The following is a 13,781-nucleotide window of genomic DNA, read 5'->3' as shown; positions in this document are numbered from 1 at the left end:
GCCAGCCGCCCTCCGGCTGGCATTTTTTTGCCTCAGATTCAGTAGATTGGGATATATCCAAACAACCTAAACGCGCGGAGTTCTGCAACTTAAGATTGTTTGGGTATATACTCGTCCTTCTAAAAATCCACCCATCGCGAATTTGGATTCGCAAAAAATAGTGATTTTGTTTTATGAACCCGAAGCGTTTTTTTCTCCCATTAATTGCTGCACTGGCATTAACCGCTTGCAGTGATGAAGCGCCACAAAGCGAAAAATACACCACACTCAAAGCACCAGTCACGGTAGAAAACTTACCAGCGGTCACCGAAGTATTTAGTCTCTCTTGCGGTCACTGCCGCTCGATGGAAGCTGCTATTCCAGCCATTGAAGACGCTGCAGGCGTCAAAATCGGCAAAGCTCATGTGACCTTCAACGAAAGCGCGACGTTCGCTGCCATGATCTACTATTCCGCGATGAGCCAGGTCGACGGCATGCCACCAGCGGGACTGACTGAAGCGCTGTTTAAGTTTGTTCAGGAAGACCAGTCTGAAGACGCAGACAAGAACCGTGCAATCCTCAGCGCATTGTTTGCGCAATACAACCTCATCAGTCCTTTTGATATGACCGAAACTCAACAAGAAGCATTGTTTGCAGATATGGAACGCGCAGACCAAATCACGGTTCAGGCCGAGATTACCTCAGTGCCAACATTCATGGTAAACGGCAAATATGTGGTTAACACCAGCGCACACCAAAGTGCTGAAGAACTGGCTGACACATTGAAAATGCTGATGGCGAAAGATCAGTAATCTCCCTTCCCCACAGTTGAGCACTATGAATCAGTGCCCAGCTTGAAAAGCTAAAGACAAAAAAACGGCGCTTAATGCGCCGTTTTTATGTCTCGTCGAAGCCAGTTTACTTCAAGCGTTCGAAACCTGCTTCCAAATCCGCAATCAGGTCTTCCACATCCTCCAGACCAATGTGCAGACGAACTAGGGTGCCGCTGAAATCTACAGGACCAACTGGACGAATGGCATTTAGGTCTTCCGGCTGATTTGCCAAAACCAGAGACTCATAGCCACCCCAGGAATAGGCCATGCTAAAATGGGTAAAGTTATCAAGAAAATTCGCCACTTGCTTCTCAGTGAGTCTCTCTTTCAGCACGAAAGAGAACAGGCCACAACTGCCACTGAAATCACGCTGATAGTTTTCATGACCCACACTTTCAGGCATGGCTGGGTGATTAACTCGCGACACTTCAGGGCGTCCGCTCAACCATTGTGCTACCGCGATACTGTTTTCCTGATGTTGCTTAAGACGAACACCCAAAGTCCTAAGACCACGGGATGCCATGTATGCGGTATCTGCATCCACCATTTGCCCCATCAGGTATGAGCGCTCACGAAGACGCTCCCAGGTACGCACGTTGGCGACCGCTGTACCAATCATGGCATCTGAATGACCAACAATGTATTTGGTACCCGCTTGGATAGAGATATCAATATCATGCTCAAGCGCTTTAAACAGAATGCCTGCTGCCCAGGTGTTATCCACCATAATTACCGCTTCGGGGTTCACCGCACGAACCGCTTTTACAATGGCAGGAATGTCTGGCACTTCCATAGTGATAGAGCTCGGGGACTCAAGGAAAACCACAGATGTTTCTGGTTTTACCAAGGTACCAATTTCAGCACCTTTCATCGGATCATAGTAAGTGGTGGAGATCCCCATATCAGCGAGAATGGTGTTACAAAACGCTTGGGTCGGCTCATAAGCACCGCCCGTCATCAGAACGTGATCGCCGGTTTTCACAAACGAAAGAATGCTGTTGGCAATCGCCGCTGCTCCGCAAGGGTATAGTACACAGCCCGCACCGCCCTCAAGCTCCGTCATTGCATCCTGAAAAGCAAAGTGTGTCAGTGTGCCACGGCGACCATAAAACAGTTCGCGTTCTCCACGATGTTTGGTCGCGACTCTTTTCTGTTCAACAGAATCAAATACAATCGACGAAGCACGCTGAATCACGCTGTTAACGCTGCCTTTGCAGTAGGCGGATTTACGACCCGCAGATACCAGCGTGGTATTCAGTTTTCCTGATGACATGAACTCTCCCTATTCAACTGCAAATGTACCCAGAAACAGGATGCTGGATATCTTCAAAATTTGAACTGACAAGGTTACCTCAGTTCCCCATGAATTGCAGCGGTTCCGCGACTGGATTTAGCTGCCCCAACTCACTGTCGCTTGCACCAAAATTGTGCGCTTTCATTTTTCTCCACCCCTTCAATGACGCAAATATGAGACACTGTACTATAGTTATCTGATAATCAGTGAATAGGGAAATATTCGCAATGAGATCAATAGGTAACTGGACTTTACATAAGCTTGCTATCACATCGGTCGTTATCCTGTGCAGTGGTTTTCTTTTCACCACGGTGAACGTGCATGCACATGCTGGGAAGCACGCTGATGACTCCCATCCTTTAGTGTTTGGCATTGTGCCGCAACAATCTTCCGCCAAGCTTATCCGCAACTGGAGCCCGGTGATGAAAACCATCAGTGAGTTGTCAGGTCTTAAAATCCGATTTGCGACTGCCCCAAATATACCTGAGTTCGAAAAGCGTCTGGCTGAGGGGCAATATGATATTGCCTACATGAACCCTTACCACTTCACTGTTTTTAATGAATCTCCTGGCTATAAAGCCGTCGCACATGCCAAAAACAAACGCATAAAGGGAATTCTAGTGGTCAGGGAGAGTTCTCCCGTTAAAACGCTTGAAGAGCTTGATGGCAAAAGCCTCGCTTTCCCTGCCCCGGCAGCCTTTGCAGCAACCCTTTTGACCCAAGCCACACTCAAGAACAAAGGCATCCAATTTGAACCGAATTACGTCGGATCCCACGATTCTTCTTATCTTGGCGTTGCAGACGGCTTGTTCGAGGCAGGCGGCGGTATTGTTCGCACTTTAGGTGCCGCGCCACCTAACGCTAAAGACAACCTGAAAGTGCTCTACACCACAGAAGGTTACACGCCTCATGCCATCGCGACCCATCCGTCGCTTTCAGCGGATCAGCATCGCCGACTGCGGGCCGCATTTGTCGCGCTGGATGGCTCCCCGGAAGGTAAAGAAGCTCTCAAGAAGCTCAACATCAAAGGCTTCCAAAGTGCAGATGATGATGCATGGGACGACATTCGTGCACTGAACATCTCGGTGATTCAACCCAAGTAACGTTAGGCAGGCTGTAATTCGATGACGTTTCGCCTCAAGACAATACTGGGTATCGCACTTATCGAGCTGATCTTGCTCGCGGTGCTCATCGTTTCTGGTATTGGCTGGCTGAGAGATTCCAACGAGCAGCAAATTATAAGCAACGGTGAAAGACTTTCTCAAACATTCGCTATAGCCGTACGCGACGCCATCATCTCTACTGACCTCGCCAACCTTCGCGCTTTCACCAATGAAGCCATCCGTAATGGCGATATAGCATATATCCGTATTATGAATGAGCAGGGACAGGTGCTGGCTGAGGCCAATACCCTCCATGAAAGCTCAGTTGCCCCAAATTATGAGCAACTCCCTTCCGAAGCGACTGATGGTATTTATGACATTCGTTATTCCGTCTCCATAGATGAGTATGCCGTCGGTCAGATTGAAGTGGGCTTGGATGTTCGAGCCTTCAGCCAACTAATACTAGATGCACAAAAAAGCGCTGTGTCTATCGCTGCTTTGGAAATGGTGTTGGTGGCGCTTTTTTCCCTCGTGTTTGGATCATTACTCACTAAACAGCTCCTCACCCTCCGAGAGGGAGCGTTAAAAATCCAGAAAAACGGCCCGGGAGAAGTTGTACGCGTAAAAGGTAAAGACGAGATTGCTCAAGTCGCTAATGCTTTTAACGATATGTCGGTTGCGCTTTCACACACCTATGAAGAGCTTTCGCAAGAAAAAAACCGATATAAGCAACTTGCCGCACAAAACAAAATGCTGGCAGAAATCGTTGAACAATCCCACGAAGCATATTTGATTACCGATCTGGATGGCTATGTGGCTCTGTCAAATGACGCACTCAATGAGTTGCTCGATTACAAAGAACGGGAAACCTGTGACAGGGATTTTCAGGAACTCCTATTTGGAGAACATACGTCTGAAGTGGGTGCCTACCAATTGCGGGAGGCTATCAATAAGGGTGAACGAATCACCGTCAGAGCAGAATGCTTTACCCGCACTGGCGAACCTTTCCAGACGGAAATAACCGCCTTCCCTATCATCAATGCCGCCGGGATGACTGACCGGTATGTGTTGATTGTCCGTGATGCCAGCGAACGCCACGAATTCGAAGAAATGCTCAAAGAAGCCGCTTCTGCCGCCCGTAATGCCACCGAAGCCAAATCGCAGTTCCTTGCCAATATGAGTCATGAGATCCGCACTCCGATGAATGGCATTATCGGCATGTCCGAAATGCTTAAAGAATCTTCACTAACCAAAGAGCAGGCAGGATTTGCAGGCATTATCTACTCGTCTGCCAAAGACCTGTTACAGCTTATTAACGATATTCTCGATTTCTCCAAGCTGGAAGCAAAAAAGCTGAAGCTGGATTCAGAGCGATTCAGTTTAACCGATACCATTGAGGAAGCTGCATCGCTAGCTGCCATTGCCGCAGCAAGTAAAGATCTGCTGGTTGTTATCGATATTCCACCTGAATTAAATACCGAAGTGGAAAGCGATGAGCTTCGCATTCGACAAGTGCTCAACAACCTTCTAAGCAACGCCGTGAAGTTCACAGAGCATGGCTATATACGCGTATTGATGCGGGGGGAGTATCATCAGGATAGTCACAGCACCACATATACCCTTACGATTGAAGACACCGGCATAGGTATTCAAGAGGACAAAATAAAAGATGTCACCAAAGCTTTTGAGCAGGTTGATAGCTCTACCACCCGTCGCTATGAAGGGACTGGTCTTGGACTCTCTATCACAAAAAACCTGCTGGAGCTCTTTGGTTCAGAACTTGAGGTCGAATCTGAGTTCGGCACAGGGAGTAAGTTCTCTTTCTCGCTGACTTTGCCCACTTATGAAGAAATGGAAAACACAGAAGGCGCACTGAATGGTAAACATATCGCGGTGATTAACGCCGATCCTTTACACAGGCCCTTGATTAGCAGTTATGCTAGCTTTTGGCAGGCAAAAGTGACTTACTTCACCACACTGGATGTGCTTGAAGAATCCAAAATCACCTTTGACGCTGCGATAATCCTTGCATCCGAAGTAAAAGATCTTTCACCTGAGCCCTATTGCCCTTGGGTTGGCATTATACCCAATCTGGCCGATTTCCATTCAAGTTCAAGTGGCTATGAGCAAAGACTGATCATCCGGCCCCTGAGTATGAACCAGTTGCTACAAGAGCTTCAATTATCTTTAATGATTGAGCCTCCATCAGCGAGACCAACGCAAAATGAATCCAAACAGGAAAGTGGAATTCTGGCTTCGATTCCTATCGCCGTGGTGGACGACATTGGTTACAACCGTGAAGTAACCAAAATATTTCTAACTGGTATAGCGGATAATGTCACTTATCTGGAAAGTGGAGCTGAAGCCCTTTCTCACTACAAAGAAAATCCATTTCAGATACTGATTACAGACGTCTCCATGCCCATCATCGACGGGTATGAGCTCACTGCCCAACTTCGTCAGTTTGAAAAAGAGCACGACGTGCCTACGCTACACATCATTGGGCTATCAGCTCATGCAGGAAAAGAAGATTTTGAACGGGCAATCAGCGCGGGCATGGACAATTACCTCACCAAACCCCTAAAACGCGCAGATCTGATTGACGCTCTGAACCAAGCTGCCACTTCAAAAACCGAAGCTGCAAAAACATGATTAACTATCGATAAAAACCTGAAGGCTCACCAGGTCTGGCAGTGCGGTCATCGCACCTTTTTGTGTGGTCGCCAATGCGCCACAAGCATTTGCCCAGACCACTGCCTCTTTTGCCGTTTCTGCGTGCTTCCAGCTATCACCGGAAAGACGGGAAAAATACCCCAGCAAACCACCCACAAACGCATCTCCCGCCCCTGTAGTATCAACCGGGCTCACCACTTTTCCGGTGATAAGCGACCGAACGCCATCCAGCATCAGCCAAGCGCCCTCTTTACCCCGAGTGATCATAATCATCGGAATACCCAACGCTTTCACCTCAGCCAAAGCCTCTTCCAGTACACTTTTCTGGGTCAGGAACAGCAATTCATCATCTGAGAATTTCACCACATCCGCCATCGCGACAGCACGCATCACTACAGGGATGATCTCAGATTGGTTCTGCCAAACCTCATCGCGAAGGTTCGGATCGAAGCTGACGAAGCCGCTAGCCGCTTTAATACGCGATATTGCCTCGAAGGTGCTGCTGCGTGTTGGCTCATTAGCCAAAGCGATTGAGCAAGTGTGTAACCAGTCTCCCGGGCTAAAAGAAGGAATATCTTCTGGCTTCATAAATTGGTCAGCACTCGGCTTTACCATAAAAGTGAAGCTGCGCTCGCCGCTGTCATCCAAGTCCACCACCACGGTTGAAGTCCGCTTGTCTTCATCCAAAACCAGATGATCGATGTCCACGCCTTCCTTTTTCAGCGTTTGCGCCAAAAAACGGCCAAAAGGATCGTTTCCAACACGGCCAAAGAATCCCACGTTACCATCTAGTCTTGCCACAGCAACCGCCACATTGGCAGGCGCCCCGCCGGGGCATTTCAGGTAAGTCATTTCTGTATCAGGGATCAAATCAACCACCGCATCTCCCGTTAACCACACTTTACTCATCAACTCTTATCCCTGTCTGAATTTACTACGGTTTAGCATAGGTCGCGATGTCAACTATACCCAAGGGGCACAGTGCAAGGTGCTTTGTTTATTGGATTTTTTGCTCCCAAAGAAAAAAGGAAGCGTAATCAGCTTCCTTTTCATTTTTCGCCAAGTTAGAGCTATTTCAGGATTCGTTACTCTGGACGTCTACAGGCTCTACCATAAACTTTCCAACATCAACGGCTATCACTTTCACCGAACCACCAACAGGCACAATGTTGCTTAGGTGTTTTGGGCCAAGTACCAGTTTCCAGCTAACACCTGAGTATTTCACCGTGACAGGATGATCGGCATCTAACTGTTCTTCAAGATCAAACACCAACCCGATAAAGTCGCTGTGAATGTTGTACTCACGGCGAGGGCTTTTTTGCGAACGTTTGAGCGGTCCCCATAGGATTGCTGTTAGCACACCTGCACCAATACCTGAACCAGCGATAACTGCGGTTAGGGTCTCTGGGAAAACTCCTGCCCATACCAAACCACCCGTAACAATCGCAGACACACCGAGTGCCAGCAGGACGATGGTTGAAAGCCCCAATAGCCAGACTTCAATGATCAGAAGAATCAGACCGATAATAATGGTCGATTCCGCCAGATTGGTTTGCAAGTATGACATTAAATCCATCGGTTACTTCCCGGCATTCAGCTTATTGATAATGCTCATTGATTCCGCCACCAGAGATGCTGCGCTTGATTGGCTATCAGGCAGCAAGACCACGGAAGATTCTTTCGCAATCGCTTTTTTCGCTTCAATCGCTTTGTCTGCGAGGTCAAGCTGGATAGCTTTTTGACCTTCTTCTGTTGCAGCTGTGCGACCAACCACTTCTAGTGCTTCCGCCTGCGCTTGTGCAACAGCAAGAATCGCCTGAGCTTCACCTTCTGCTTTCAGGATTTGCTCAGATTTTTCTGCTTCTGCTGCCAGTACCCGTGCCTGCTTCTGACCTTCGGCGACGTTGATGTCTGCCTGACGTGCACCCTCTGATTCTAAAATCGCAGCACGTTTCTCACGCTCTGCTTTCATTTGACGTTCCATCGCATCCAGTACTGAGCGAGGTGGATCGATATCTTTAATCTCATAACGCAGCACCTGTACACCCCAAGGCTGCGCCGCCTCGTTGATAGCAGAGACGATAGCCGTGTTAAGGCTTTCACGCTCTTCGAAGGTCTTGTCCAGTTCCATACGGCCGATCTCAGAACGCATAGAGGTTTGCGCCAGTTGTGTCACGGAGAAGATGTAATCATCAACGCCATAACACGCTTTCACAGGATCCAGCACCTTGATGTAGAGTACGCCGTCCACAACCAGCGAGATGTTGTCGCGGGTAATTGCTGACTGTGAGGGCACATCGAACGCTTGCTCTTTTAAGGTTCTTACATACGCCACACGGTCAATAAACGGCACCAGCACGTTCAGGCCCGCTTCCATGGTTTTGTTGTATTTACCAAAACGCTCGATCACATACGCTGTATTTTGAGGAACAAATTTGACTGCTGAACGCAGTGCAATAACCACCAAAACCGCAAGAATGACCCAGGTATTGATGAGTGAAGGTAAGATTTCCAGAAAATCCATTTTTACCACCCCAACTGATTGAAATTTCATCCATCATATCGAATGGGGTGCCTTCACTGTGCATCAATATATGGAAATTGAGACGGGGGGAGAAAATTAATGCACCAAATCAGAACATGTCTTTGACTTCTTCAATGTCCACTTTGTAACCACGCCCTTGAAGTTCATGATTGAGCTTATGGATATCCTCCAACACTTTGAGGTATTTCGCTTTCTTATCCTCTTTACCCCAAAAGCTCTGCTCGGATTCCGTGACGACCAGTTCATTCCTCAGTTGGCTCAATACATCCAAAACATTGAGGTTCACTGCAGCCAAAGCGGAGAAATCTGAACTCTCAAACTTGTGCAAGAAACGCTTGTAGAACGCGAGCACATCCTCTGCTTCGTGGATTAGGTTTTCCGTCAACACAGCGCTAATCCCTCTCGCAGTCCCTTTCAGTGAGTGATACTCAGTAAAGAACTTATCCAAAAGCTCTTCCGGCGAATCCTCGCTTTTGTCACTTCCCAGTTTTTCAATCGCCAGGATCATCAACTCGAGAGCAATCTCTTTCTCTTCTGAGAACAGATCCAGATATTCAGAGGTGGTGCCCTCAGACGCTTGCGAGAAATCCGGCTCATAGTTAACCGTAGGCGCACCGTCACTGCCGGACTCCTCGGCCAAATCCAAAATGGTATTTTCAGAGAAAAGCGCAAAGTCGTTATTATTTTCAGAACGGTAGGCGTGATATTGCTTAATCACTGACAGCAAAACAGGTGGGTCAATAAGTTCTCTTTCTACAAGCAGTTGACCTAATGTTCCCCGGCGTTTTTCGACTTCTTTGTTGATGATGTCGATAAACTCACTTTTCCAAATATTAAGTTGCAGGCAAGCGGTTCTGAAATCCAGGTTCTCATCATTTTGAAGCGTAACAATCGCAAGAAGTTGCTCGGGAGAAATCAGGCCTTTCTCATAGAGAATCTCTACGCTGTGTGGTGTTTTTCTTACCTGCTCAACCATGGCGTCGGCAAGATCGGAGGCTGAAATCAATCCCGCTTCCAGCAAAAAGCTTCCGAGAATTTTCATCGTTCACCCCAATCTAGAAACCATATCTGTCTTAAGTATAAGAACAAAATTAGCAACCCGGATGAAGGTCGCTGATTATCAGTAGCGCGCAAAACGCAGCACTTTCTTTAGGTTGATGACCAGTGCCAAATCACCATTCCCTAACACGGTGGCACCGGAGAAAATCTTCTCCTGATTCATACTTTTATCTAGTGGTTTGATCACGATATCCAAAAACGCACGCACATCATCAACAACCAACCCCCAGTGCTGACCCCTGTCTTTAAAGGTCACCACACTGACTGACTTCCCTTGTTCATACAAAGACTGAAAGCTTTCCTCACTCGCCAGCGCACCAAGATAATCCTTCGCTTCAATCAAAGGCGTGACAGTGCCTTTCCTCAGCATGGTGGCAGCACCGTTATCAAACCGGATGGAAATTTCATCATCATCACGGCTGACACCGACAATCCCAGAGATTTCAGAAGACGGGATGGCATAGTTCAAACCACCGATTTGAAGTAAGGCCACTTTCAGCGTTGCCATTGTCAGTGGAAACATCAGTGAAACTTCGGTACCGATACCAAACTCGGAGTAGATATCGACAGTGCCCTTTATCTCCTCCACTTTGCGTTTCACCGCATCCATTCCCACACCACGACCAGACACGGAACTCACCTGCTCCGATGTGGAAAGCCCAGAATGGAAAATCAGCTCCATGGTTTCTTTGTCTGACATCCGGGCTGCTTGCTCTTGTGAAATTACCCCCGTGCTGATGGCCTTATTCAGCACTCTCTGGATATCGATACCTTTGCCATCATCCTGAATGTTAATGACGACCTTGCCCGATTCGTTATAGGCGTTAATGAGCAGTCGACCAATCATTGGTTTCTCAGCGTCGATGCGTTCATCTGGCATTTCAAAACCGTGATCAACCGCATTTCTGACCAGATGGGTCATCGGCTCATTAATGGCATCCAGAACATTGCTATCGAGTTCGATGTTCTCACCGATGATCTCAACGTCGACTTTTTTCCCTAGCTCATTGGAAAGGTCACGCACCATTCTCCGGTATTTACTCAATAAATTACCGATGGGGCGCATGCGGGTTTTCAGCAGATCCCCCAGCATGTTGTCAGAGATGGTCATCAACTTATTAGAAAGCTCAGTCAAGCGCTGGTTGTCTTCCTGATCGGCCAAGTCGACCATCATATTACGTATCTGAACCAGTTCTTCGGTATGACTCATCAGCTTTTCCAGCAGCTGTGATTTCACACGTGTGGTCTGCTCGAAATTAGACTGGAGAGAGGAGTTCGTTGGCGCCTTGGTTTTTGACAGAAACTTTCTTCCTGACAATGCCCTAGATGTGCTTTCCTGACCTTCCGGTTCAACCAAAGAATAGAGATAAGCCAACTCATCCGCCACATCACCTTCGAACGCAAAGGTATCTTCACAGAAACGGATATCAAAGGTTTCCTTATTCAGAAAATAGGTCGCCATATCGGCCAATAAGGATTCTTTATTGTTGGTATATTCCTCGTTAAGCTTACCGTCGATAAACGAGCGGAAGTCCTCAGCCACCGCATGAATGGCCCGCGCTAAAAGCTCGCTGAGCGTCCCATCCAGCTCACTATTTTCTGCAGCCAGATAATCTGTCAGCGATTGAATATTCAGCAGCAAATCATCGATAGCGCGATAAGGCGTCATGTCATTGGCTTGGTAACTTTCATGGAAAGCCATTAACTGCTCGATTTCCTCATTCATGTTGGAAAGCGATGCAGTGTCATCTATTAGAGCTTCAATATGCTGGGCTTTCTCTGCCAGCGCTTTTAAATGGGTCGTTTGCGATGCTTTTCTTCTCATCCTTCATCCCCATTCATTGCCGCCGTTTTGGATAGGTTTTCTGAACCCTGTGTTTGAAATGATTTCACCGCCGCTTCAATCGCGCCTGCGATGCCAATCAAAGGAACGGTTCGGCATACTGCTCCCAGCTCTTTCGCAGCTCTCGGCATGCCATAAACGGCGCAGCTCTCTTTACCCTGAGCGATAGTGAACGCGCCATCACGTTTGAGGCTCAACAGCCCCATGGCGCCATCCCTTCCCATTCCTGTCATCAGGGCTGCCACTTTCTTGAGTTTCTTGATCCTGAGTGCAGACTGAAACAGGTAGTCCACTGACGGTCGAAAGCCATTGACTAATGGGTCGTCGGTAATCCTCACTACCACCCGCTCATCCGGCAGCTGCATGAGCCTGAGATGCTTTCCTCCCGGCGCCACATACACATGAGAACCTTCCAGCAGGATGCCATCTTCTGCTTCACGCACACAAAGCCGGGACGATTTGTTGAGCCTCTCCGCCAATGAGTGTGAATAGTCGGACGGAATGTGCTGAACAATACAAACGGGGGGAAACGGACAAGGGAGATTTTTCACCACGCAATCCAACGCATCTATTCCCCCTGTTGACGCGCCAAGGAGCACCACCGTGTCGACAGGAACGGGGGTTTGGCGTGGTTCGAGCATGTCCTCACATCTTCCCATTTCATAAAGCCAGGCTTTTGTAGCAAGCGCAGAGGCCAAAACCTGATTAAAGGTGGCCGGTGTCGCTACAAATTGGTACCTGCCCACCGCCTGATTGAGTTGGTGGAACTCAGCGCCCGTTAGTGCTCTCACATTTGGAGAAATCACAATGGTGGGAACACTTCCTCCACTCTTTACGCTGCCTAAACTTTGATTTCCTGAAAGCTGATGGGTATCGATCACAATCGTATCTGGTAGCAATGTTGAGGCTTGCTCGAATAGGGTTTCGGCATCAGAGAAACCCTCTATGCTGAGGCCATTTCTCTCTTCCAGCACTTCAGCAAAAGCATCTTGATTTAGCGCAGTCTGCGTCGTAAAAACCCTGTGCCACTTCGTTTTCCCGGAGTGGCAGTTTTTGGATGGCGGATATTGCTCGGCAACAAAGCGAAAGTCCACTTCACCGGAGAAGGGATTGAAACGGACTTGTCGCCCTTCTGAACTGCCAATTGACACACCAAGCACAGGCACACCATAGAGTGCCAACAGTTCGAGCGCGACTGAGATGTTCCTGACACCAATTTGCTGTGACTGTAGGAAGTCGCCACCGTTGAGTTGGGCACCGCCAAGTACCCAGGCCGTCAGATTTTCGAGCCGCGAAGAGGTGTGCTTGAACCGACGTAATAAGTTGGGAATGGCAAAGCAACCAAAGTCATTGGCATCGCTGTTTTTGGCAAAGTTATCCGGCGCACTCGGCAGTCGGTAGTGACACATACCGCCGCTTCGGTTTTCCTTATCCCAGACACAAACCGTGACGCAAGTGCCCACCAATGTCTGCATCCAGGCGTTTTTGCGAAAGAAGAAACACAGCTCACCAGAACTGATCTGGGTATCAGCCATCGCCACACCCTTTCGCTGCCACTTTTCTGTAGACCGAGGTGCCTACCTGTTCTATCCCAAGCTCCATGTTATTCAATGTTTCTGTCAAACCGACAAAAATCAGCCCCCCTGACTGTAATTGGCTCAACAAAGAACGGACGACTTTTTCCCCAGTCGTAGAAGGAAAGTAAAACAGGACATTGCGTAGGAAAATGTAATGAAACTGAATACCAAACTTTTCAGAGAAATGAATCAGGTTATGTTGGCGGAATTTGATTTGGCGGCGGAGCACATCAGACATCTCAAATGTGTCATCATTCGGATTGTCAGAGAAGGTAACGCAGAGATGCCTAAACTGGATGGGGATCTCGCTTGCTCTTTCTTTTTCGTAACGGCCGCTCTCACACATCGCGAGCCTATGAGTATCAATATCAGTCGCTAGGACTTTGCCCTCAAAACTGGGAAATTCCTTCTGGAGTGCATCGCATATCATTGCAATGGAATAAGGCTCCTCTCCACTGGCACAGGCTGCTGACCAGATAAACACTGAATCTGAGCGATGGCGCGCGACAATGTCCTTTTTCAACACCTCAAAGTGATAGGCCTCCCGAAAGAACTCGGTTTTGTTGGTGGTGATGGCGTTGGTGAATTCAGTTAATTCACGTCCGCTCATGTCGGCTTTCAAATAGTCGGCATATTGCTTGAACGAGTGAATTTTAAGTGTGAGGAGGCGTTTGTTCAGACGGCTTTCCAACATAGTGCATTTGTCGGGAGAGATTCGAATCCCCGCATGATGGTATATCAAATCTGCAAAGTGCCGGAATTCACCTGGAGACAGCTTCGCCCGAGAAACATCAAAACGGCTGACATTTTCGGTCACGTTATGAATCGCTTTGACGTTAAAAGGGTCGGATCTCTGCACCATAGACCAAGGCCTT

The 13,781-nt window shown here is 48.1% G+C and carries 11 protein-coding genes; 3 read left to right on the top strand and 8 right to left on the bottom strand.

Annotated elements, in window-relative coordinates; genetic code table 11:
- Nucleotides 1–173 precede the first annotated feature (173 nt).
- On the top strand, nt 174–791 hold the full coding sequence (locus K6Q96_RS17660; protein WP_251881420.1) for a thioredoxin domain-containing protein: 618 nt from the start codon (nt 174–176) through the stop codon (nt 789–791).
- A 106-nt stretch (nt 792–897) separates the two neighbouring features.
- Here the strand turns inward: K6Q96_RS17660 and metC are convergent, their stop codons facing one another.
- A complete protein-coding gene (metC, locus tag K6Q96_RS17655) occupies nt 898–2,085 on the bottom strand; it encodes a cystathionine beta-lyase (RefSeq protein ID WP_251881417.1) in 1,188 nt (395 codons plus the stop codon).
- Nucleotides 2,086–2,333: 248 nt separating this feature from the next.
- On the opposite strand from metC, the gene K6Q96_RS17650 reads away from it, so the two are divergent.
- Together K6Q96_RS17650 and K6Q96_RS17645 are read left to right on the top strand one after the other, a co-directional pair.
- On the top strand, nt 2,334–3,209 hold the full coding sequence (locus K6Q96_RS17650; protein ID WP_251881415.1) for a phosphate/phosphite/phosphonate ABC transporter substrate-binding protein: 876 nt from the start codon (nt 2,334–2,336) through the stop codon (nt 3,207–3,209).
- A 21-nt stretch (nt 3,210–3,230) separates the two neighbouring features.
- A complete protein-coding gene (locus K6Q96_RS17645; RefSeq protein WP_251881412.1) occupies nt 3,231–5,861 on the top strand; it encodes a hybrid sensor histidine kinase/response regulator in 2,631 nt (876 codons plus the stop codon).
- Here K6Q96_RS17645 and cscK read toward each other — a convergent pair whose 3' ends face one another.
- From cscK to K6Q96_RS17610, 7 genes are all read right to left on the bottom strand, one after another.
- The gene (gene cscK, locus K6Q96_RS17640; protein ID WP_251881410.1) at nt 5,862–6,791 is read right to left on the bottom strand and encodes a fructokinase; all 930 of its coding nucleotides are present in this window, start codon (nt 6,789–6,791) and stop codon (nt 5,862–5,864) included. It abuts the gene before it with no gap.
- 166 nt (nt 6,792–6,957) lie between these two features.
- A complete protein-coding gene (locus K6Q96_RS17635) occupies nt 6,958–7,458 on the bottom strand; it encodes an NfeD family protein (RefSeq protein ID WP_251881408.1) in 501 nt (166 codons plus the stop codon).
- Between the two features lie 3 nt (nt 7,459–7,461).
- Nucleotides 7,462–8,406 carry an SPFH domain-containing protein gene (locus K6Q96_RS17630; RefSeq protein WP_062663446.1) on the bottom strand — a complete coding sequence of 315 codons (945 nt, stop codon included), beginning with the start codon at nt 8,404–8,406 and terminating at the stop codon, nt 7,462–7,464.
- 109 nt (nt 8,407–8,515) lie between these two features.
- Complete coding sequence (locus K6Q96_RS17625; RefSeq protein WP_251881406.1) at nt 8,516–9,469, bottom strand: hypothetical protein; 954 nt, start codon at nt 9,467–9,469, stop codon at nt 8,516–8,518.
- Nucleotides 9,470–9,547: 78 nt separating this feature from the next.
- The gene (locus tag K6Q96_RS17620; RefSeq protein WP_251881405.1) at nt 9,548–11,311 is read right to left on the bottom strand and encodes a chemotaxis protein CheA; all 1,764 of its coding nucleotides are present in this window, start codon (nt 11,309–11,311) and stop codon (nt 9,548–9,550) included.
- Nucleotides 11,308–12,864 carry a chemotaxis protein CheB gene (locus tag K6Q96_RS17615; RefSeq protein ID WP_251881404.1) on the bottom strand — a complete coding sequence of 519 codons (1,557 nt, stop codon included), beginning with the start codon at nt 12,862–12,864 and terminating at the stop codon, nt 11,308–11,310. Before K6Q96_RS17615 ends, K6Q96_RS17620 begins: the two co-directional genes overlap by 4 nt.
- Nucleotides 12,857–13,768, bottom strand: a complete 912-nt coding sequence (locus K6Q96_RS17610; RefSeq protein WP_251881403.1) for a CheR family methyltransferase — start codon at nt 13,766–13,768, stop codon at nt 12,857–12,859. Before K6Q96_RS17610 ends, K6Q96_RS17615 begins: the two co-directional genes overlap by 8 nt.
- Between the last annotated feature and the right edge of the window lie 13 nt (nt 13,769–13,781).

Origin of the sequence: Grimontia kaedaensis, assembly GCF_023746615.1 — a bacterium.
In the GTDB taxonomy this organism is placed as follows: Bacteria; Pseudomonadota; Gammaproteobacteria; order Enterobacterales; family Vibrionaceae; genus Enterovibrio; species Enterovibrio kaedaensis.
The sequence above is the reverse complement of the archived record's forward strand: the minus strand, read 5'-3'. Positions and strand labels throughout refer to the sequence as shown.

Coding starts and splice junctions, on each gene's coding strand:
- K6Q96_RS17645 (WP_251881412.1), top strand. CDS start 3,231: ATGACGTTTCGCCTCAAGACAATACTGGGTATCGCACTTATCGAGCTG.
- K6Q96_RS17625 (WP_251881406.1), bottom strand. CDS start 9,469: ATGAAAATTCTCGGAAGCTTTTTGCTGGAAGCGGGATTGATTTCAGCC.
- K6Q96_RS17610 (WP_251881403.1), bottom strand. CDS start 13,768: ATGGTGCAGAGATCCGACCCTTTTAACGTCAAAGCGATTCATAACGTG.
- K6Q96_RS17615 (WP_251881404.1), bottom strand. CDS start 12,864: ATGGCTGATACCCAGATCAGTTCTGGTGAGCTGTGTTTCTTCTTTCGC.
- K6Q96_RS17630 (WP_062663446.1), bottom strand. CDS start 8,406: ATGGATTTTCTGGAAATCTTACCTTCACTCATCAATACCTGGGTCATT.
- K6Q96_RS17650 (WP_251881415.1), top strand. CDS start 2,334: ATGAGATCAATAGGTAACTGGACTTTACATAAGCTTGCTATCACATCG.
- K6Q96_RS17635 (WP_251881408.1), bottom strand. CDS start 7,458: ATGGATTTAATGTCATACTTGCAAACCAATCTGGCGGAATCGACCATT.
- K6Q96_RS17660 (WP_251881420.1), top strand. CDS start 174: ATGAACCCGAAGCGTTTTTTTCTCCCATTAATTGCTGCACTGGCATTA.
- metC (WP_251881417.1), bottom strand. CDS start 2,085: ATGTCATCAGGAAAACTGAATACCACGCTGGTATCTGCGGGTCGTAAA.
- cscK (WP_251881410.1), bottom strand. CDS start 6,791: ATGAGTAAAGTGTGGTTAACGGGAGATGCGGTGGTTGATTTGATCCCT.
- K6Q96_RS17620 (WP_251881405.1), bottom strand. CDS start 11,311: ATGAGAAGAAAAGCATCGCAAACGACCCATTTAAAAGCGCTGGCAGAG.